Genomic DNA, 20757 nt, shown 5'->3' on the forward strand with positions numbered 1-20757 from the left:
TGTGCTGGGCTGGCGTTAGTGCTCATCAATGGCCGGCATGGCGCGCAGCATGGCGTTGCGATCGGCTGCTTGCAACGCTGCGAGCAGCTTTGGGTCACGGTGATAGACGTCGGGGCGATAGCGTGGCAGGCCGGTGCGGTCGGCTTCGGCTGTCCAGTAGGCCAGGAGTATCGGGGTGGTTTCTTCCGGGCGGTATTCGTAGGTCAGGCCAGTCTCAAGCAATTGGCTAACGCGCTCGTGTTCGTCCTCGTTCAATAAAAGATCGACCAATTGCATCACCGATTCGACCCTTACACAGCCCGAGCTGAACGCCCGCTGCGAGCGTGCAAACAGGCCTTGGCTGGGCGTGTCGTGGAGGTAGATGGAGTAGGGGTTGGCGAAACGGATCACCACCCGGCCCAGCGGGTTGTCGGGCCCGGCGGCCTGGCGCAGCAGGATCCGCCCCGGATTGCTCCAGTCGACAGTGGCTGGGTCGAGTACCTGACCCTGATAGTCCAACACCTGCATGTTGTGTTGCGCGAGGTAGTCCAGGTTGTCGCGGATCTGCGGCAGCTTATCCTCGCGCAGGATGGTCGGCGGCACCGTCCAGGTCGGGTTGAGGGTGAAGCGCGTGACGGTCGACTTGATGGACGGGGTCTGCCGCGTATCGCGGCCGACCTGGATGCGCGCTTCCCATTGAGGGCTACTGTCGCGAAAGTAGATCACCCGTCCGCCGGCGATATCGACCAGCAGCGAGCGCGGCTCGATGTCGGCCGATAGCCAGCGGAACCGCTCCAGATTCACCCGCAGTTGATTCAGTCGGTCGGCTGGGGTCGCGTTCAGTTCGGTCAGGGTGTCCGCACCTATGATGCCGTCATCTTGCAGGGCGTGACGGCGCTGAAACGCCTTGAGCGCCTCCACCAATTGATCGCTGTAGCGATCACTGCGGGTGCCCGGCGTGACTGCCGAAGCGGGCAGGTAACCGTCGGCGCTTAAACGATGCCGCAGTTGGGGAACACGCGGGTCCAACATGCCTGGGCGCAAGGTCTGGCCCGCGGGGATTGGTTGCCACTGGGGCTTGGGTTGATCGCGCAGCTGCGCATAGGCCTTGCGGAGGTTGTTGTATTGCTCCAACGACGGACGCGCTTTATTGAAGGCGTGCTCGAGATGTTCCAGTCCTTCGCTGGCGATCGCCATCAGCTGCGCCTCGGCCTGTAGTGTCCCAGGTGCATCAGGGATATGCCAGACGGGCTCGATGCTGTCTTGCGGCAGGCGCCCCTGCGCCAGGTGACCCAAGGCCGACAGATAGGCGTGGCTGGCCAGTACATCGCTGCATTCGCGGTGCAGCGGATCACGGGTGGCGGTGTGCATGACCCGACGAATGGTTTCGGGGTGGTAAGAAGCAGGTTGGAGCCCATCGTCCGCCAGCGACTCGAGCTGGGCCAACAGCGCGTCAATCTGCGTATAAGAGGTCCACAGCAAGGCAAAGTGGTTGCGTCGGTAGAGCTCGGAGAGCCGCGCCAGAGCTGTTTCGTCCACGTTGGCCATAGGCTGCCCGCACGCCGTCGGGAGGTTCTCCAGGACACCCTGAACTGGGCCGGCGGGCTCTACTGCGGGTTCCGCCATCGCCAGCCATGGCGCCAACAACCAAGCGAACAGCAGACTCGATGTATGTTTTTTGTACAACGCTTCACTCCTGGCGGTCCCGCCGACTGCTAGACTCCGCCGCTGAACAAGCCGCGGTGCCTGAAAAAACATGGCCCGTTCAGGCTACTAGAACACGATGTATCAGACGACGTGGGAGCGCTTCAGGTCCCGTCTGATTTAATTTCGCTACTTTTTGATTGTTTGGGCCTGGTAGCGAGCAGGGGGCGTCGGTCGGCAGGGATGATCGGCATTGGCGCCCGCCGAGGTTGATCTACGAATGATGGTTTCGCTTCGCCGCCTCTGTCTGGCCGCCGGCTTGCTCTTGTCCATGCCGCTGTTGGCCGCTCCGCCTGCTTATCAGCCGCTGGTGGACGATCTTTCCCGCGTGGCACCAACGCTCGATCCGGTCGTGTTGACCCATGCTGTCGCGGCTATGCAGTGCGCCGTGAATCATGGCGCGACGCCGGCTCAGCGGCTTGCCGTCATCGACTTTTCTCTGCCTTCCTCGGAGCGCCGACTGTGGATTTTCGACCTGCAGCGTGGGCGTTTGTTGCTCAAGGATTTCGTCGCTCATGGCAACGGTTCGGGTGAGAACCAGGCCACGCGTTTCTCCAACGTGGAGGGCAGCCATCAGTCGAGCCTCGGGCTATTCCGCACCGCCGAGAGCTACAGCGGCAAGCATGGCTACTCGCTGCGCATGGACGGGCTCGAGCCCGGGGTGAACGACCTGGCGCGCGAGCGGGCCATCGTCATCCATCCGGCCGACTATGTGAACCCGGCCTGGATCGCGACGCAGGGGCGTATCGGTCGCAGCCAGGGCTGCCCAGCGGTGCGCCCGGAAGTGGCGCGCATGGTGGTCGATAGCCTCAAGGGCGGGCAATTCATGTTTTCCTGGTACCCGGATCAGCAGTGGCTGCAGTCGTCGGCTTACCTCAACTGCGAGTCGGGCCAAGTGGCGACGCTGGTGGCGTCGAGAGGCGGCAACTAAAAGGTCCTGCTGCCTTAGAGCGGGGAGGGGTTGGAGGCTGGCTTTGCCCTCACTCAAAGCCGTCCCGCTATTTCTGCTCGCTTTGCGGCGTGACCCTGAGAACCTCTTCCAGGGTTGTAAGACCCGCGGCGATCTTCTGCGCGCCGGACAGCCGCAAGCTGTGCATGCCGTCCTTGAAGGCCTGGCGGCGCAGGGCGATGAGATCGGTATCGGCGGTGATCAGCGGCTTGATCGCATCGTTGAGCAGCATAATCTCGTAGACCCCAGCGCGGCCGCGGTAGCCCGTGTCCCGGCATTCGATACAACCCACCGCCTGTTGCGCATGGCTAGGCAACGGCGCATTCCAGGGTTTGGTCAGCGCCTGCCAGTCATCCGCATCCAGCTGCACCGGTGCCTTGCAGTGCGGACATAACGTACGCACCAAGCGCTGCGCCATCACGCCCAGGAGTGTGGCCCTAAGCAGGTAATGCGGTACGCCCAGTTCCAGCAACCGCGTGATTGCCGATGGCGCATCGTTGGTATGCAGAGTCGACAGCACCAGGTGCCCGGTCAGTGCCGCCTGGATCGCCATTTCCGCCGTTTCCAGATCGCGAATCTCGCCGACCATGATGATGTCCGGATCCTGGCGCATCAGGGCGCGCACGCCGCTGGCGAAGGTCAGGTCGATGTTGTGTTGCACCTGCATCTGGTTGAAGGCGCCCTCGATCATCTCGATTGGGTCTTCGATGGTGCAGACGTTCACTTCCGGCGTCGCCAGCTGCTTGAGGGTGGTGTAGAGCGTCGTCGTCTTGCCCGATCCGGTAGGGCCGGTGACCAGGATGATGCCGTTGGGTTGGCCGGTCATGCTCTGCCAGCGACGCAGGTCTTCGGCGGAAAAGCCCAGCTGGTCGAAGCCCTTGAGCAACACTTCAGGGTCGAAGATTCGCATCACCATCTTTTCGCCGAAGGCCGTCGGCAGCGTCGACAGGCGCAGTTCTACCTCGCCGCCGTCCGGCGTCTTGGTCTTGACCCGACCGTCCTGCGGCTTGCGCTTTTCGGCGACGTTCATTCGTCCCAGGGACTTGAGTCGGCTGACAACGGCCATCGCCACCTGCGGCGGAAACTGATAGACGTTGTGCAGGACGCCATCGATGCGAAAGCGCACGCTGCCCTGCTCACGACGCGGTTCGATGTGGATGTCACTGGCGCGCTGGTCGAAGGCGTACTGGAACAGCCAGTCAACGATGTTCACCACGTGCGCATCGTTGGCATCTGGCTCCTGATCACTGGCGCCAAGATTCAGCAACTGCTCGAAATTGCCGGTCCCGCTGACCTTTTGATCATTGGAAGTGGCGCCGCTGACCGACTTGGCCAGGCGGTAGAACTCGACGGTAAAGCGCTGCAGGTCGACCGGATTGGCCACTACCCGCTTGATCGGTCGCTGGAGCACATGGGTAAGGTTGGCTTCCCAACTTTTCACGAAAGGCTGGCTGCTGGCGATGGTCACTGCCGAGCTGTCGACCGCCACCGCAAGTATCTTGTGCCGCTGGGCGAAGGCGTAGGACATCAGCGGTGTGACCGCCGCGACGTTGATCTTTAGCGGATCGATACGCAGATAGGGTTGCCCGGCCTGTTCGGCGAGCCAGACGGTTAGTGTTTCGAGATCCAGCTTCTTGCCGGGGCGAGCCAGATCATCGAGTTGTTGAGCGCCGAGAAATTCCAGCGGATGCTGCTGGCTGTTTGCCGAACTGCGCCGCAGGGTCATGCATTGCTCGGCTGTTTCCTGCGACAGTCGCCTCTGCGCAACCAAGTCACGCAGCAGGTCATTGAGGTCGAGGAAGCGATCCTGGGCAGGCGAATTCAACACGGACATGGGCTCTTCGGTTGTGGCGGGTACGAGGAGCAAGCTTGCCGATAAATCAACGCGCTGTCTGCCGTGCGGTCCAACTTTACGTGATGTCGGGCTGGACCGAACTGAATGGCACGCGCGTAGAGCGAACCGGCGATTTTAGGATGGATTTAGCCCAACGGGGTGGCGGTGCCGGATGTAGGTTGGGTGTCGAGTGGAAGTTGCGGGACACCGGTGGACTGAAGCCCGCCGGTGACGCCGCCGACCGTGGCGGGGCTCGCTACTTCGCCAGTCCTTCACCTAGGGTGAAACAGGCATAGGCCGAATGCCAGCGGGGCCGCACGGCGAGCTATTTCGTCAGCAGCTTCCAGGATTTGAGCGTCCAGACCACGCGAGCCTGCTCTACGCGGGCCTCAAGCAGCTCGTCATCCAGTGGCTGTCCTGCCAGTTCGTACAACTTGGCCAGTTCGCCGAAGAGACGGTCCGCTTCCGGCAGCTCCAGCGTGGCGCGGGCCAGGTGCAGCCAGACCAGCAGCCGCTCCATGCGCGGCCGCTGTTCGGCGAGGTCTTCGGGCTGTTGCTGGTAGCGCAGCAACTGCAATGCCTCGGCTTCCTCGCCCAGCAGGCGTGGCAGCCAGTTGCCCAGCTCGGCTGCGCCCTGGCGGTTGCCGCGGTTGTTGCGATTGGCTGTCCAGTTGCGCTGCAGCAGCCAGAGTGAGGCGTTCAGCGAGAACAGGCCCCAGCGTGGCGCAGACAATTCAGCAGCAAATCGTTCAGGCGCTGCCTGGCGCACGCTTTCGTCATCGCGTCCGGCTTCGACCTGGGGACGCCAATCCTGAATCAGCGCATCGAGTTGTTCGCGCAGCTCGCGACTGGTGGCGCGCGGAGCGGCCTGACCGAGGCTGCCCAGCAGGGCGCGCAGTTCGACCAATTGCTGCAGCCATTCGCCCAGCAATTTCCAATGACCATTGAAGCGGTACTGTTCGGCCAGCCGCTGGCTATTACCCAGCAGCTGCCAGGCCAGCGCGGCAAAGGCGTCGTCCAGCGGCATGGCCGCCGCAAGCGTCGGTGCCGGCAGGCTCAGCGAGTAGCTGTCGGCGTCATGCAGGCGGTAGCCGCGCTCGGCTTTGCTGATGTCGCAAGGCATCAACGGCAGATCGGCGGCCAGCTCGGCGGCCAGTTCCAGCAGGGCCTCGGGTTCGCCCTGGCGCAGTTCCAGCTCCAGCTCGCAGATTTCCTCGCTCTGTTTGCCGACCACGACCTTGCCCAGATCCAGCGCCGCTTCGATCACCACCTTAGCCTTGCCGCGACCCCAGGCGATTTCGGCTTTTTCGCGGACGAAGTCCGTGGTGAAAATCGGCTTCAGGGTTTTCTTGTCCAGCTCGGCCAGGCTCGCGGGCCAACACTCGTCCGCGAGTTTTTTCAGGTCCAGCTTGGCCTTGTCCAGGTACCAATCCCACTCGTTACGCTCGGACAGCCCAGCCACGCTCTGACCGCGGCTTTTCAGCGTCTGAATGAACTGCTCGCCGTCGCGGCGCAGACGCAGCGCAACCTTGGCCTGAGCCAGGTCGCGCTCGGGGGTGTCGTAGTACTGGTTGAACAATTCGTGCCGCTGCCAGCCGCTCTTGTTGCGTTTCTTCAGCAGCGGATGCTCACGCAGGGCCGCCAGGGTTTCGCGACTGACGCGCAGTTTGATTTCGGTTTCTTTCTGCATGGTGCCGAGATGATGCCTATGTTTGAGTGTGACCTACGTCACTTGGTAGCGGCCCTTTGAGGTCATCCGTATACTTGCCGCCTTCTGAAGCCGGGGTGCTCCCTATGCCAATCAATCCTTTCGTCAGCCTGTTCGGACGTTCGCCCATCGGGCCGATGCAGCAGCACATGGCTAAATCTCACGAATGTGCCGCCAACCTGGTACCGCTGTTCCAGGCGATCACAGCCGAAGATTGGGAACGGGTCGAACAGATCCAGAAAGAGATGGCCCGACTGGAAAACGAGGCCGACAAGCTCAAGAAGAGCGTCCGTCAACATCTGCCCAAGAGCCTGTTTCTGCCGGTTCCGCGCTCGGATCTGCTGGAGCTGCTGAGTGTACAGGACAAAATTGCCAACCGTGCCAAGGACATCGCCGGTCTGATGCTGGGCCGTTGCATGACCATTCCGCCGGCCCTGCAGCCGGAAATGATGGCGTTCGTGCAGCGCAGTGTAGACGCCAGCTGCCAGGCGCTGAAAGCGCTGAAGGAGCTGGACTCGTTGCTGGAAACCGGCTTTGCCGGCCGTGAGGCCACGCTGGTCGAGAAAATGGTCGAGGAGCTCGAGGAAATCGAGCGTGAAACCGACCGCATGCAGATCACGGTGCGCCGTGCCCTGTTCAAGCTGGAAAAGGAATTGCCTCCAGTCGACGTAATGTTCCTCTACAAAATCATCGAATGGATCGGTGACGTAGCTGACCGTGCCGAGCGAGTCGGTAACCGTCTGGAACAATTGCTGGCGCGCTGAGGCGCCAGCGTCTTTTCTGGTTCAACAGGTAATTCCTTATGTCCTTTATCGCGGAATACGGCTTCGTACTTCTCGTGCTCGCCTGTGCTTTCGGTTTCTTCATGGCCTGGGGCGTAGGCGCCAATGACGTGGCCAACGCCATGGGCACCTCGGTGGGTTCCCGGGCGCTGACGATCAAGCAGGCCATCATCGTCGCGATGATCTTCGAGTTCTGCGGTGCCTACCTGGCGGGCGGCGAGGTCACCGAGACCATCAAGAACGGCATCGTCGATGCGGAAGTCATATCGCCCGATCTGATGGTGCTGGGCATGATGTCGGCGCTGCTGGCAGCCGGCACCTGGCTGATGATCGCCACCATGAAAGGCTGGCCGGTTTCCACCACGCACTCGATCATCGGTGCGGTGATCGGCTTTGCCGCGGTCGGCGTGTCCACCGATGCGGTGCATTGGGATGCCATCGGCCCCATCGTGGCCAGCTGGGTGGTGACGCCGATGCTGTCGGGCATCGTCGCCTTTGGCCTGTTCATGAGCGTGCAGAAGCTGATCATCAATACCGATGATCCCTTTCTCAACGCCAAGCGATTCGTGCCGCTGTACATGTTCCTGACCGGTTTCATGGTCGCGCTGATGACCGTCACCAAGGGCCTCAAGCATGTCGGTCTGACGCTGAACGGCGGCCAGGGCATCCTCCTAGCGTTCGCCATCGGCGTCCTGGTGATGCTGGTCGGGATCGCGCTGCTGTCGCGGATCAAGCTTGATGTCGAGGCCGATCGCACCTTTCACTACGCCAGCGTGGAGAAAGTCTTCGCTGTGCTGATGATCTTCACCGCCTGTTCCATGGCCTTTGCCCACGGTGCCAATGACGTGGCCAACGCCGTCGGCCCGCTGGCGGCCGTGGTCGGGGTCATCCAATCGGGCGGCGCAGCAGAGGTTGCTGCCAAGTCGGCGGTGCCGGGCTGGGTACTGCTGCTGGGCGCTGTAGGTATCGTCATCGGTCTGGCCACCTATGGCTACAAGGTGATCGCCACCATTGGCAAGGAAATCACCGAGCTGACTCCCAGCCGTGGCTTCGCCGCAGAGCTGGCAACCGCAACCACGGTCGTTGGCGCGTCAGCTATTGGCCTGCCGGTCTCGACCACTCACACGCTGGTTGGCGCCGTACTCGGTATCGGCATTGCGCGCGGTATCGGTGCGCTGAACCTCGGCGTGGTCGGCTCGATCTTCATGTCGTGGCTGATCACCCTGCCAGCCGGGGCGATCCTTTCGATCATCTTCTTCACCATTCTGAAGGCGATCTTCGTCTGATCTAGCCGTCGCCGCAGTTTTTACCTCGACGGTAAGGCTGCGGCGGCGCGTTTCATGTTTCACTGGGTGCCTTCGTCTTTTCCGTCTTTCAGGAGGCTGTCGGTGCCCATCCCCTCGCTTAAAGACCAGTTCGCCGCGCTGATCGCTGCGCCATCGGTAAGTTGCACCCAGGCGCATTGGGATCAGACCAACCGCCCGGTCATCGATTTGCTGGCAGGCTGGCTGAGCGATCTCGGCTTTACCTGCGACGTGCAGGAAATCACCCCCGGCAAGTTCAACCTTCTCGCCAGCTATGGCAGCGGCCCCGGCGGCCTGGTGCTGGCCGGACACAGCGATACCGTGCCCTTCGATGCCGAGCTGTGGACGGCCGAGCCGCTGCAGCTGCGCGAAGCGGATGACCGCTGGTACGGGTTGGGCAGCTGCGACATGAAAGGCTTCTTCGCGTTGATCATTGAGGCCGTGTTGCCGCTGCTGGATAAGCCGTTCCGCCAGCCGCTGCTGATCCTCGCCACCTGCGATGAAGAAAGCTCCATGTCCGGCGCCCGTGCCCTGGCCGACGCCGGGCGGCCGCTGGGCCGAGCTGCAGTGATCGGCGAGCCGACCGGGTTGCGCCCAGTGCGCTTGCACAAGGGCATCATGATGGAAGGCATCGAGATTCAAGGGCAAAGCGGGCATTCGTCCAATCCCGCTTATGGGCATAGCGCTTTGGAAGCCATGCATGACGTGATGAGTGAGCTGATGACGCTGCGCCGGGAGTGGCAAAGCCAATACAACAATCCGTTGTTCGACGTGCCACAGCCAACGCTCAACCTCGGCTGCATCCATGGCGGCGACAACCCCAACCGTATCTGCGGCCAGTGCTCACTGGAGTACGATTTGCGGCCCCTGCCGGGGATGGAGCCTGATCAGCTACGCGAAGCTATCGCCGGGCGGCTGCGTCCGGTGGCTGACAGGCATCAGGTGAAAATCGACCTGGCCCCGTTGTTCCCCAGCGTGCCGGCCTTCGATCAGCCTGCCGAGGCCGAGCTGGTCAAACTGGCCGAACGCCTCACCGGTCATGTCGCCGAGGCGGTGGCCTTCGCCACCGAGGCGCCTTATCTTCAGCAGCTTGGCTGCGAGACGCTGGTGCTTGGCCCGGGTGATATCGCCTGCGCGCACCAGCCGGACGAATACCTGGACCTGGACCGAATCGAACCTACTGTGAGGCTGTTGCGCGGGATGATCGAACACTATTGCCTGCAACCAGGCCGAGGATAGGAGCAGGCCTGGCGACATGTTCGCAGCGTGAACCTGCTCCCTGCATCTCCATACTCGACCCGGCTTCCGGACTGAACAAAGCTGTTATCTAAGGCTTGCGCAATGCACAACTACGTCACCTGGCTTCGCGACTCATCGCCCTACATCAACTCCCATCGTGACCGCACCTTCGTGGTCATGCTGCCCGGCGATGGCCTGGAACACCCCAACTTTGCCAACATCGTTCACGATCTGGTGCTGCTGCACAGCCTCGGCGTGCGTCTGGTACTGGCGTTCGGCTCACGTCCGCAGATCGAGGCACGGCTGGCCTCGAGGGGTATTGAACCGCGCTTTCACCGTGACCTGCGGATCACCGACACGGCCACCCTGGAATGCGTGATCGATGCCGTCGGGCATATGCGCATCGCCCTGGAAGCCCGGCTGTCGATGGACATGGCCGCCTCGCCGATGCAGGGCGCGCGGCTGCGGGTGGCCAGTGGCAACTTCGTCACCGCGCGGCCCATCGGTGTTCACGACGGGGTCGACTATCAGCACACCGGCGAGGTGCGTCGTGTCGACCGCAAGGGCATCGGCCGTTTGCTGGACGAGCGCACCATCGTGCTGCTCTCGCCGCTGGGGTATTCCCCGACCGGTGAAATCTTCAACATTGCCTGCGAAGACATCGCCACCCGCGCAGCGATTGATCTGGAAGCCGACAAGCTGGTGCTTTATGGCTCCGAGCGAGGCCTGCGTGATGAAAGTGGCAAGCTGGTGCGCGAGCTGCGTCCGCCGCAGATTCCGGCCTATCTCGAGCGCCTCGTTGGCACCTACCAGGCCGAGCTGCTGGATGCCGCCGCGCAAGCCTGCAAAGGCGGCGTGCGCCGCAGCCATGTGATCAGCTACGCTGAGGACGGTTCGCTGCTCAACGAGCTGTTCACCCGTGACGGCGGCGACGGCACCCTGGTGACCCAGGAGCAATTCGAGCAACTGCGCGAGGCGACTATCGAGGACGTCGGCGGGCTGATCGACCTGATCACGCCGCTGGAAGAGCAGGGCATTCTGGTGCGCCGCTCACGCGAAGTGCTGGAGCGCGAGGTCGAGCAGTTCAGCATCGTCGAGCGCGATGGCCTGATCATCGCCTGCGCCGCGCTTTACCCCATCGCCGATTCCGACTCCGGTGAGCTGGCCTGCCTGGCGGTAAACCCGGAGTACCGTCACGGCGGACGTGGCGACGAGTTGCTCGAGCGTATCGAGGCGCGTGCCAGGGCGTTGGGCCTGAAAACCCTGTTCGTGCTCACCACCCGAACGGCGCACTGGTTTCGCGAGCGCGGCTTCGAGCCCAGCGGTGTCGAGCGCCTCCCGGCCGCACGCGCCTCGCTCTATAACTTCCAGCGCAATTCGAAGATCTTCGAAAAGGCGCTGTGATCGAGCGGCGGCCCTGCGCCGCCCCGGTTCAGTCCGGCGTCGGGTAGGGGCTCGCTGAGTGCACCTCGACCGCATCGCCGGTCAGGCGAAGCGCGGGGTCTGGGATAAGTCCATCAATCTGCAGAATCAGCCCGATCAGCAAGGCAATGGTGATTGCCGTGGTAAGGCTGCCTTTGCGGGCGGACACCAACAGGTCCAGTAGCGACATGAATGCACCTCTCTTCTTCTTGTTCTTTTGAGGCTTCGGCGCGCTGCATCGGCGCGGCGAAGACACACATTGGAACCCTGAGAAGGAGGGAAAAGTTCACATTTTGCCGCAGCATATCCGGCGCCCCGCCCAAGCCGCCGGACTAGAGCGATCCGCCGGACTGTTGGTGAGGACTAGGCTCCGCCGAGGCTGGTCAGGCTGCGCTGGTAGTCTTCGACAAAACTGTCGAAGTCCTGAGTATCGGCGGCTTCCACCTGCGCCTGCTGTGTCAGCGAGTTACGCGAAGCCTCATCGAACCAGGCCATGTCGGCATCGGACAACGCACGGCCACGGAAGTCCTCGGCGTGCTGGCGGGTCTGACGCAGGGCGAACTGGCTGAAGCTTTCACCGTTGCGCTGCAACTCTTCGAGTACGCGGGCCGAAGGCGTCAGGCTGCTGTCGTCGACCTTGGCCTGTTGTTCGGCGACCGCGCGAGCATGCTCGTCACCGCCATGGCTGCGGTCGAGCAGCGCGGCGACCTGGCCGATTTGGCCAATCAGTTCGCTCGCCCATTGCTGCAGGCTGACGTCTTCGTTGCAGCGACGCAGCTCGAGCCCGGGTTTGCGACCTTCCTTGACGACCTTGAGGAAGTTGTCGCTGCTGGCCCGGCATTCGCCTTCTATCAGGCAAGGGCTCTGCTGCAATGTGCAGAACAGGAGGAAAGCATCGAGAAAACGCGCTTCGCTGACATCTATGCCCAGCGGCAGGAAGGGATTTATGTCGAGACAGCGCACTTCGATGTACTGGATGCCCCGCGCGCGCAGCGCATGCAGCGGGCGTTCCCCGGTATCGGTCACGCGCTTGGGACGGATGTTCGAGTAGTACTCGTTCTCGATCTGCAAGACGTTGGTGTTGAGCTGCTGCCAGTTGCCGTCAGCATCCTTGGTGCCCAGCGCTGCGTAATCGGGGTAGGGCGTCGATACCGCCTTGTGCAGGCTGCTGGTGTAGCTCGGTAGATCGTCGTAGCAGGGCGTAAGGCCAGCTTGCGCGTTGCTTTGATAACCCAGATCACTCATCCGCAGGCTGGTGGCATAGGGCAGATACAGGGTGTCTTCGTCGAGCTGCTCGAGCTTGTGCGACCGGCCCCGCATGAAGCTGGCATCCAGCGCGGGCGAAGCGCCGAACAGATACATCAGTAGCCAGCTGTAGCGGCGGAAGTTACGGATCAGTGCGATATAGCGCCAGGACTGATAGTCCTGCGCAGAGCGCTGGTCGCTCTCATCGGCCTGCAGCGTAGCCCACAGCGCCTCGGGCAACGAAAAGTTGTAATGGATGCCGGCAATGCACTGCATCGTCTTGCCGTAACGCAGCGCCAGGCCTTGGCGGTACACATATTTCAGTCGACCGATGTTCGAGCTGCCGTACTCGGCGATCGGAATCTGCTCCTCCTCCAGAAGGTGCCCCGGCATCGACGGGCTCCAGAGGTATTCGCCATCCAGCTGGCTATAGGTATAGCGATGGATGGCGTCGAGCTCGGCCAGGGTCTTGGTCGGGTCGGTTTCAGTGCCGGTGATGAACTCCAGCAGCGCTTCGGAATAATCCGTAGTGATCTTCGGATGAGTCAGTGCCGAGCCCAGTGCACGCGGATGCGGCGTCAGCGCCAGCTGACCATCGGCGTCGACACGCAGGCATTCACGCTCGATCCCATGCAGGCATTGCGAGAGCAGCGACAGGTTGTGGTGCTCGGCCAGCAGCGCCAGGCGGTGGGAGAGAAGATCGCTCAATTGGGAATTCCTTCACGCGTCAGTCGGCACAATATGGGGGTGGATCGCACGCTCTACAAGAGGCCGTCAACGATGGAACGCGCACTGCTGCGGGGCGTTTCCAGCGAATCCGACGCTGCAGTCCGATGACTCAGATAACCGAGAAGGTCGCCTGGGCCTTGGCTACCAATTTTTCGCCCTGATGCACCTCGGCTTCGATGACCTGGGTGCGCCGACCTCCATGCACCACCCAGGCCCGGCAGGTCAGCTCACCTTCAGTAACCGGGCGGATGTAGTTGACCTTGCACTCGAGCGTGACGCTGTTCGGCTCGCCGCCGTTGAGGCTGTGGCTGGCCTGGCCCATGGCGGTGTCGATCAGCGAGAACAGGGCGCCGCCGTGCAGCTTGCCGTGCAGATTGCGCAAGCCATCGTGCATGGCCAGGCGCAGCAGTGCTTCTCCATTTGCGACCTGGACGATCTCCAGCCCCAGCAGACGCCCGAAGGCACTGCTGCTGCCCACCGCTTCGACTTCGCGCACCGTTATTTCCTCAGATTTTTAGCGTTGGCGAACAGCGCAGCCATGGCGTTGTTGGCCGGAGCCGGCTTGGTCTCCGGCTTAGCCGTCTTGCGCTCGCCGCGTGCCTGGCCGCCACGGTTGTTGCCGTTGCCGCGCATGTTGTCCGCCTTTTCGCCGGGGGTATCGCTCATGCGCATGGACAGGCCGACGCGTTGGCGCGGGATGTCCACTTCCATGACCTTGACCTTGACGATGTCGCCGGCTTTGACCACTTCGTACGGATCCTTGACGAACTTCTCGGACAGCGCAGAAATGTGCACCAGCCCGTCCTGATGCACGCCAATGTCGACGAAGGCGCCGAAGTTGGTCACGTTGGTCACCACGCCTTCGAGCACCATGCCAGGCGTCAGGTCGCTGAGCTTTTCCACGCCTTCCTGGAACTCGGCAGTCTTGAACTCGGGGCGCGGATCGCGTCCGGGCTTCTCCAGCTCCTGAAGAATGTCGCTGACAGTTACCAGTCCGAAGCTTTCGTCGGTGAACTGCTTCGGATCCAGGCGCTTGAGAAACGCCGAGTCACCGATCAGCGAGCGGATGTCGCGGCCAGTGTCGGTGGCGATGCGTTTGACCAGCGGATAGGTTTCCGGGTGAACGGCCGAGGCGTCCAGCGGGTTGCTGCCATTCATCACGCGCAGGAAGCCGGCGGCCTGCTCGAAGGTCTTGTCGCCCAGGCGCGGCACTTTTTTCAGCTCACTGCGTGCGGTGAACGCACCGTTGGCATCACGGTAGGCCACGATGTTCTGCGCCAGGGTGGTGTTTAGACCGGAAATGCGAGCCAGCAGCGCTACCGAGGCGGTGTTGACGTCGACGCCGACGGCGTTCACGCAGTCTTCTACAACGGCATCCAGCGAGCGTGCCAGCTTGAGCTGAGAAACGTCGTGCTGGTACTGGCCGACGCCGATGGCCTTGGGCTCGATCTTCACCAATTCGGCCAGCGGATCCTGCAGGCGACGGGCGATAGAGACCGCGCCGCGGATGGAGACGTCCAGGTCCGGGAACTCCTTGGCGGCCAGCTCCGACGCCGAGTACACCGAGGCGCCGGCTTCGGAGACCATCACCTTGGTCAGCTTGAGGCCGGGCACCTGCTTGATCAGATCGGCCGCGAGCCGGTCGCTTTCGCGGCTGGCGGTGCCGTTGCCGATGGCGATCAGGTCGACGGCGTGCTTGGCACAGAGCTTGGCCAGCACGGCCAGGGTGCCGTCCCAGTCATTGCGCGGGGCATGCGGATAGACGGTAGCGGTATCCAACAGCTTGCCGGTGGCGTCGACCACCGCCACCTTGCAGCCGGTGCGCAGACCGGGGTCGAGGCCCAGGGTGGCGCGCGGGCCAGCCGGCGCGGCCAGCAGCAGGTCATGCATGTTGCGCGCGAACACGCCGATGGCGTCGTCTTCAGCTTTGTCGCGCAGTTCGCCGAGCAAGTCGGTTTCCAGGTGGGTGTAGAGCTTGACCTTCCAGGTCCAGCGCACCACTTCGCTCAGCCACTTGTCCGCCGCGCGGCCGCGATTGGCGATACCGAAGCGCTCGCCGATCATCACCTCGCCCGGATGCATGGTGCCGGGTGCTTCGTCGCCCACTTTCAGGCTCACACTGAGCACGCCTTCGTTGCGCCCGCGGAAGATCGCCAAGGCGCGGTGAGAGGGCGCGCTCTTGAGCGGCTCGTCGTGTTCAAAATAGTCGCTGAACTTGGCGCCTTCGTTTTCCTTGCCGGGCACCACGCGCGCGCTGAGCGTAGCGTTGTGGGTCAGGAAATCGCGCAGCTTGGCCAGCAGGTTGGCGTCTTCGGCGAAGCGCTCCATGAGGATGTACTTGGCACCTTCGAGCACAGCCTTCACGTCGGCGAAGCCCTTTTCGGCATCGATGAAACGTGCGGCTTCGGTTTCGGGATTCAGCTCGGGGTTGGCAAAGATCGCATCGGCCAGGTCGCCCAGACCGGCTTCCAGAGCGATCTGGCCCTTGGTGCGGCGCTTCTGCTTATAGGGCAGATAAAGGTCTTCGAGGCGGGTCTTGGTGTCGGCGAGGTCGATCTCGCGCTTGAGCTCGGGCGTCAGCTTGCCCTGTTCCTCGATGCTGGCGAGGATTGAGGCGCGGCGATCATCCAGCTCGCGCAGGTAACGCAGACGCTCTTCGAGCAGGCGCAGCTGGGTATCGTCGAGGCTGCCGGTGACTTCCTTGCGGTAACGGGCAATGAAGGGCACGGTCGAGCCCTCGTCGAGCAGCGCCACGGTGGCGGCAACCTGTTGCGGGCGCACGCCCAGTTCAGCGGCGAGGCGAGAATTGATGCTGTCCATGAACCTACCTGGGTCAGTCAAACCATGCAGGCCGGGCCTGCGCGAAAGGGCGCGATTATAAAGGCAGCGGCTGGCTTGAGGCGGGCAGTCGGACGAAAAAGCCAGCAAGAGGCCTGTCGACTCATTCCATTGGCTCTCGGCTTCGCCCTGCAAAATCTGCTAACAATGGCTTCAGTTGCGTTTACATCACTGTGCGCATAATGCATTGACGATATTTACGGGAGTTTCCATGAGCAGCACTGCGCCCGCCAGCGAAGGCGAAAAGATCCTTATTGTCGATGACGATGCCCGGTTGCGGCGCTTGCTCGAGCGGTTTCTCGATGAGCAGGGCTATCGCGTGCGGACCGTGGAGAGTGCCGAGCAGATGGATCGTCTGCTCAGCCGCGAGCTGTTCCATCTGGTCGTGCTGGACCTGATGATGCCGGGTGAGGACGGGCTTTCCGCCTGTTCACGCCTGCGCGAAGGCGGCAATCAGATTCCGATCATCATGCTGACCGCCAAGGGCGACGAGGCCAGCCGGATCCATGGGTTGGAGCAGGGCGCCGACGACTATCTGGCCAAGCCGTTCAACCCGCGCGAGTTGCTGGCGCGGATTCGGGCGGTGCTGCGGCGCCAGGCGCCGCAGGTGCCAGGCGCGCCGGGCAGCGAGGACGAGACCGTCACCTTCGGCGATTACGAGCTGTTCCTTGGCACCCGCGAGCTGAAGAAGGGCGACCAGGTGCACATGCTGACTACCGGTGAATTCGCCGTGCTCAAGGCCCTGGTCCAGCATGCCCGCGAACCGCTGACCCGCGACAAGCTGATGAACCTGGCCCGCGGCCGCGAATGGGATGCGCTCGAGCGTTCCATCGATGTGCAGATCTCCCGCCTGCGCCGACTGATCGAGCCGGACCCTTCCAAGCCGCGCTACATCCAGACCGTATGGGGCGTGGGCTATGTGTTCGTGCCGGACGGCAACAAGTAAGTCGGCACGCATCACTTCTGGCGGCGGATGCTTCAGAGTCCGCCGTTATCGCTAATCAGCCTGTCCGCACGGGCTGCTCGATAACCGGCGTTTGCGCCGTGGCTCTTCTATGAAAACCCCGCTCTGGTTCCCGCAAAGCTTCTTCGCCCGCACGCTGTGGATGGTGCTGATCGTGGTGCTGTTCTCCAAGGTGCTGATGCTTGTGTACCTGATGATGAACGAGGACGTCATGGTCGACCGCCAGTACAGCCACGGCGCCGCGTTGACCCTGCGTGCCTACTGGGCCGCCGATCAGGAGAATCGTGAGCGTATTGCCGATGCGGCCGGGCTGCAGCGAGTTACGACGGAAGATGTACCGCCCAGTGAGTACCACTGGCCCTATACGGAAATTTTCCAGCGTCAGATGCAGGCCGAGCTTGGTGTCGAGACAGACGTGCGGGTTCGCATCCAGCCTGACACGGCCATTTGGGTGCGCGCGCCAAGCCTCGGGCCGGATTGGTTGCAAGTGCCGCTTTACGCATACCCGCTGCGCGGACAGCGGATCTGGAGCGTGCTCGGCTGGTTTCTCGGTATAGGGCTGCTGTCCACCGCCGCGGCATGGATTTTCGTCAGCCAGCTCAACCTGCCGCTCAAGCGCCTGGTCTATGCCGCCCGGCAGATCGGCAAGGGTCGCAGCGTGCGCTTGCCCATCAGTGACACGCCGAGCGAGATGACCGAGGTGTATCGCGCGTTCAATCAGATGGCCGAAGACGTCGAGCAGGCCGGCCGCGAGCGTGAGCTGATGCTGGCCGGCGTGTCGCACGACCTGCGCACACCGTTGACGCGCTTGCGCCTGTCGCTGGAGCTGATGACTAGCGATGCCGAACTCACCGAAGACATGGTTCGCGATATCGAGGACATGAACGCGATCCTCGACCAGTTTCTCGCCTTCGTCCGCGACGGCAGCGACGAGCCGGTGGAAAGCGTCGACCTGGGTGAGCTGGTCCGTGAAGTCGTGGCGCCTTACAACCAGTACGGAGAAAGCGTGCGCTTGTGCGTGGAGCCGATGCCGCCACTGGCGCTGCGGCGGGTATCGATCAAGCGCCTGCTGGTCAACCTGATCGAAAATGCCCTGCGTTATGGCGGCCATGGGGTCGAGGTGGAGGCCTGCGTGTCCGGCGACCGGCGCTCGCCCTATGTGGTGCTCAGCGTGCTGGATCGTGGGCAGGGAATCGATCCGGATGCGCTGGCGAGCATCTTCAATCCCTTCATCCGAGGCGATCACGCCCGTGGTGGGAATGGTGCCGGGTTGGGCCTGGCGATCGTCAAGCGCATCGCCGCGCAGCATGGTGGCAGCGTGGAGCTGCGCAACCGTCAGGGCGGCGGGCTCGAGGCGCGCGTCAGTTTGCCGCTGGGTCTGCTGCTACCGCCAGGCGCGGCGACGGCTGCAGGGGATCGGCAGGCTCGCTGAGCTGTCCCTGGCAACGATTGCTGGCATCGTGCTTGCTTGTTGCAATAAGATCGCCCGCATTCAATTGCGAGGTGCTCTTGTCGTGCGCAAGGCCCGATTACTGTTGATCGACGATCACACGCTGTTCCGTACCGGTCTGAAACTGATGCTTGCCCAGCTCGACTGTGTCGGCGAGATATTCGAGGCCGGTACCGTCTCGGACGCAATTACGCAGCACGGTCAGCGTATGGTCGATGTGATCCTGCTGGACGTCAATTTGCCGGGTATCAATGGGCTCGATGGCATCGCCATGCTGAGGCTGCACCTGCCCGCGGCCAGCTTGCTGGTCATTTCGGGTGAGGCCATGCCGGATGAGTCTCGACTGTCCGGCCTTGATTTGCAGGGCTATATCTGCAAGTCCGCTGAGCCGGCAGAGGTCGAGCGGGCGGTTCTGGCCTGCCTCCCGGATGGTTGCGCAAGCCTGCCCCAGTCGTTGCCGGCATCAGTGGGTTGCAGCGACTCGGGCCTCACCGCGCGACAGGTCGAGGTACTGGGTCTGCTATGCCAAGGCAAGTCGAACAAGGCCATCGCCTACCTGCTCGGGCTGTCCGAGAACACCGTGCGCGTGCATGTCTCGGCAGTGCTTGACCAGCTACAGGTCAGCAGTCGCACCGAGGCAGTGGTCGAGGCCCAGCGGCGGGGCATCGTGCGCCTGTGAGCCGTTACCGCTGGCTGGGGTTTGATGAGCCGCGCATCCTTGCCGCGCAAATGAAGCTGATCGACGACAGTTACGCGGCCGGTGCGGCGGGCTGCTTTGGCGGTGCGTTGCTGATGGCCGCCACGCTCCGGCATGGTGGTGCAGGCGAGGGTGTGCTGGTCTGGGTGGGGCTGATGGGGCTGGTTTGCCTGGTCGGTCCGCTTGGGCGGCATTGGCTGCCGGATCGTCTGGGCGAGTCGGGTGCCCAGCGTTATGCCTTGCTGATGACCCTCATGTTGAGCCTTGCCGGTGGCCTCTGGGGCGCGGTGGCCCCGCTTTGGCTGGATCTCGGCTCGTTGTCGGGAACCGTCGAAGTCCTCGGCATGCTTGCCGGCATGAATGCGGCCGCGTTAGGCCTGTTCTGCCCGTGCCGGCCGGTGGCCACGGCCTTCTCGCTGGCTTCGGTGGCGCCGACCTGGATGGTCTTCGTCTTCGACGGCGATCCGCGCGCCGATGCGATGATCATCGCGGCGCCACTGTTCCTGATCATGATGATGATCTTTATCGCCCGGAACGCCTCGAACATACGCCGCTCCGTGGCCCTGAATTTCGAGAATCTGGATCTGCTGAACCAGGTGCGGCAGCAGATGGAGGAGGTGCTTCGTGCGCAGCAGCAGGCCGAGGAGGCCGATCGCGCAAAGTCGGTGATTCTTGCCTCGGCCAGCCACGACCTGCGCCAACCGCTGCATGCCCTGGGACTGTTTCTTGCGACCCTCGGGCGCACTCCGTTGCAACCGGCGCAGCAGGAACTGCTCGGCCATGCGCAGGCATCGGCGCTGTCTGCGCAGGAAATGCTCGACACCTTGCTGGACTTTTCCCGCCTCGATGCCGGTGCGATCCAGCCCCGCTGTGTCGGGTTCGCGCTGCAACCGCTATTGCGCAAGCTGGAGCGGGAGCTCGCCCCGGAAGCGGAGGGCCGGGGTCTGGTCTACCGCTTGCGAGATACGGCCCTGCAGGTATGGGCCGATCCGGAGCTGGTCGAGCTGATCTTGCGCAACTTCATCAACAACGCGATCCGCTATACCGAGCGCGGCGGCGTTTTGGTAGCAGTGCGCCATAGGCAAGGCAGCGCTGTGCTGGAAGTCTGGGATACCGGCATCGGCATCCCTGCGGCGCAACAACTGCGGGTTTTCGATGCGTTTCATCAGGTGGGCAATCCGGAACGCGACCGCCGCAAGGGATTAGGGCTTGGCTTGGCCATCGTCAACGGGCTTGCCGAGGCGCTTGGCACCGAGGCGACGCTTGCCTCGGTGCCAGGGCGTGGTTCGGTGTTTCGCCTGCGACTGCCTCTGGCTCAAGCTGCGCAGGCGGTTGCGCCGCCGGTCTGTTCGCCTGCCGGGCCGGTGCGCGCCAGTTGGCTGGCCGGGCGTGCCGTACTGGTGCTGGATGATGATCCGGCCAATTGCCTGGCGATGTCGGCGCTGATTCGTAGCTGGCATGCCGAGTGCCGGGCCTGTGAAACCCTCGACGAGGCCCTGCAACGGGTGGCTGAGGGTTATCAGCCTGACATTTTAGTCGTTGACTATCGGCTGCGCGACCACACCACCGGCTACCAGGCCATTGATGCGATAAGCGTGGCGCTGGGGCACCGACCGGGTGCGCTGGTCGTCACGGGTGATACCGCGCCCGAGCGAATACGCGAGGGCCTGGCCAGCGGGGTGGCCTTGCTGCACAAGCCTGTCGGTGAGTCGGCGCTTTGCCAGGCGCTTGAGCTACTCTCGCGAGATAACGAAAGGCTGGCGCCAATCTCCTGACGGACTCCCGTTATCTTGCTGTCATCTGCAGTGATTCAGCCGCTAATAGAGCAAAAAGACTATAGCTGGTGAAGGATTAATCTGGCCCAATAGCAATTGGCCAACGTTGCCTTTTCGATCCCGTATTTTTCCGCTTGC

The 20757-nt window shown here is 62.9% G+C and carries 16 protein-coding genes; 9 read left to right on the forward strand and 7 right to left on the reverse strand.

Annotation, left to right across the window (positions count from 1 at the left end; genetic code table 11):
- Positions 1 to 15: 15 nt before the first annotated feature.
- Positions 16 to 1665, reverse strand: a complete 1650-nt coding sequence (locus ACSSNI_RS00110) for a L,D-transpeptidase family protein (protein WP_234484682.1) — start codon at positions 1663 to 1665, stop codon at positions 16 to 18.
- 238 nt (positions 1666 to 1903) lie between these two features.
- Here ACSSNI_RS00110 and ACSSNI_RS00115 point away from each other — a divergent pair, with 238 nt between their 5' ends.
- Positions 1904 to 2614, forward strand: coding sequence for a murein L,D-transpeptidase catalytic domain family protein (locus ACSSNI_RS00115; protein WP_200640098.1), 711 nt, complete (start codon positions 1904 to 1906; stop codon positions 2612 to 2614).
- A gap of 67 nt (positions 2615 to 2681) precedes the next feature.
- On the opposite strand, the gene tfpB is transcribed toward ACSSNI_RS00115, so the two are convergent.
- Positions 2682 to 4466 (reverse strand): type IV pilus assembly ATPase TfpB, encoded by a 1785-nt coding sequence (gene tfpB / locus ACSSNI_RS00120; RefSeq protein WP_200640097.1) that lies wholly within the window; start codon positions 4464 to 4466, stop codon positions 2682 to 2684.
- Between the two features lie 325 nt (positions 4467 to 4791).
- The gene (locus tag ACSSNI_RS00125) at positions 4792 to 6156 is read right to left on the reverse strand and encodes a CYTH domain-containing protein (RefSeq protein ID WP_200640096.1); all 1365 of its coding nucleotides are present in this window, start codon (positions 6154 to 6156) and stop codon (positions 4792 to 4794) included.
- Between the two features lie 104 nt (positions 6157 to 6260).
- Here ACSSNI_RS00125 and ACSSNI_RS00130 point away from each other — a divergent pair, with 104 nt between their 5' ends.
- The 4 genes from ACSSNI_RS00130 to argA all read left to right on the forward strand — a co-directional run bounded on the left by ACSSNI_RS00130 (position 6261) and on the right by argA (position 10903).
- The gene (locus tag ACSSNI_RS00130) at positions 6261 to 6938 is read left to right on the forward strand and encodes a TIGR00153 family protein (protein WP_045164191.1); all 678 of its coding nucleotides are present in this window, start codon (positions 6261 to 6263) and stop codon (positions 6936 to 6938) included.
- A 38-nt stretch (positions 6939 to 6976) separates the two neighbouring features.
- Positions 6977 to 8242 (forward strand): inorganic phosphate transporter, encoded by a 1266-nt coding sequence (locus ACSSNI_RS00135; protein WP_102836492.1) that lies wholly within the window; start codon positions 6977 to 6979, stop codon positions 8240 to 8242.
- A 102-nt stretch (positions 8243 to 8344) separates the two neighbouring features.
- The gene (gene argE / locus ACSSNI_RS00140; protein ID WP_159969556.1) at positions 8345 to 9499 is read left to right on the forward strand and encodes an acetylornithine deacetylase; all 1155 of its coding nucleotides are present in this window, start codon (positions 8345 to 8347) and stop codon (positions 9497 to 9499) included.
- A 102-nt stretch (positions 9500 to 9601) separates the two neighbouring features.
- The gene (argA, locus tag ACSSNI_RS00145) at positions 9602 to 10903 is read left to right on the forward strand and encodes an amino-acid N-acetyltransferase (RefSeq protein WP_102836494.1); all 1302 of its coding nucleotides are present in this window, start codon (positions 9602 to 9604) and stop codon (positions 10901 to 10903) included.
- Between the two features lie 28 nt (positions 10904 to 10931).
- Here the strand turns inward: argA and ACSSNI_RS00150 are convergent, their stop codons facing one another.
- From ACSSNI_RS00150 to ACSSNI_RS00165, 4 genes are all read right to left on the reverse strand, one after another.
- The gene (locus tag ACSSNI_RS00150; RefSeq protein WP_148925608.1) at positions 10932 to 11111 is read right to left on the reverse strand and encodes a hypothetical protein; all 180 of its coding nucleotides are present in this window, start codon (positions 11109 to 11111) and stop codon (positions 10932 to 10934) included.
- Positions 11112 to 11284: 173 nt separating this feature from the next.
- Positions 11285 to 12874 carry a glutamate--cysteine ligase gene (gene gshA / locus ACSSNI_RS00155; RefSeq protein WP_200640095.1) on the reverse strand — a complete coding sequence of 530 codons (1590 nt, stop codon included), beginning with the start codon at positions 12872 to 12874 and terminating at the stop codon, positions 11285 to 11287.
- 130 nt (positions 12875 to 13004) lie between these two features.
- Positions 13005 to 13391, reverse strand: coding sequence for a PaaI family thioesterase (locus tag ACSSNI_RS00160; RefSeq protein WP_148925606.1), 387 nt, complete (start codon positions 13389 to 13391; stop codon positions 13005 to 13007).
- 2 nt (positions 13392 to 13393) lie between these two features.
- The gene (locus ACSSNI_RS00165; RefSeq protein ID WP_200640094.1) at positions 13394 to 15715 is read right to left on the reverse strand and encodes a Tex family protein; all 2322 of its coding nucleotides are present in this window, start codon (positions 15713 to 15715) and stop codon (positions 13394 to 13396) included.
- A 229-nt stretch (positions 15716 to 15944) separates the two neighbouring features.
- Between ACSSNI_RS00165 and ompR the strand changes: the two genes are divergently transcribed.
- The 4 genes from ompR (at position 15945) to ACSSNI_RS00185 (ending at position 20619) form a co-directional block, all read left to right on the forward strand.
- A complete protein-coding gene (gene ompR, locus ACSSNI_RS00170; protein ID WP_102836504.1) occupies positions 15945 to 16679 on the forward strand; it encodes an osmolarity response regulator transcription factor OmpR in 735 nt (244 codons plus the stop codon).
- Between the two features lie 109 nt (positions 16680 to 16788).
- On the forward strand, positions 16789 to 18129 hold the full coding sequence (locus tag ACSSNI_RS00175; protein ID WP_200640093.1) for an ATP-binding protein: 1341 nt from the start codon (positions 16789 to 16791) through the stop codon (positions 18127 to 18129).
- Positions 18130 to 18211: 82 nt separating this feature from the next.
- Positions 18212 to 18826 carry a response regulator transcription factor gene (locus tag ACSSNI_RS00180; RefSeq protein WP_159969562.1) on the forward strand — a complete coding sequence of 205 codons (615 nt, stop codon included), beginning with the start codon at positions 18212 to 18214 and terminating at the stop codon, positions 18824 to 18826.
- Entirely contained in the window at positions 18823 to 20619 is a 1797-nt protein-coding gene (locus tag ACSSNI_RS00185) for a hybrid sensor histidine kinase/response regulator (protein WP_200640092.1), read from the forward strand. Before ACSSNI_RS00180 ends, ACSSNI_RS00185 begins: the two co-directional genes overlap by 4 nt.
- Positions 20620 to 20757 lie beyond the last annotated feature (138 nt).

It is taken from the genome of Stutzerimonas tianxiuensis, from assembly GCF_053470365.1.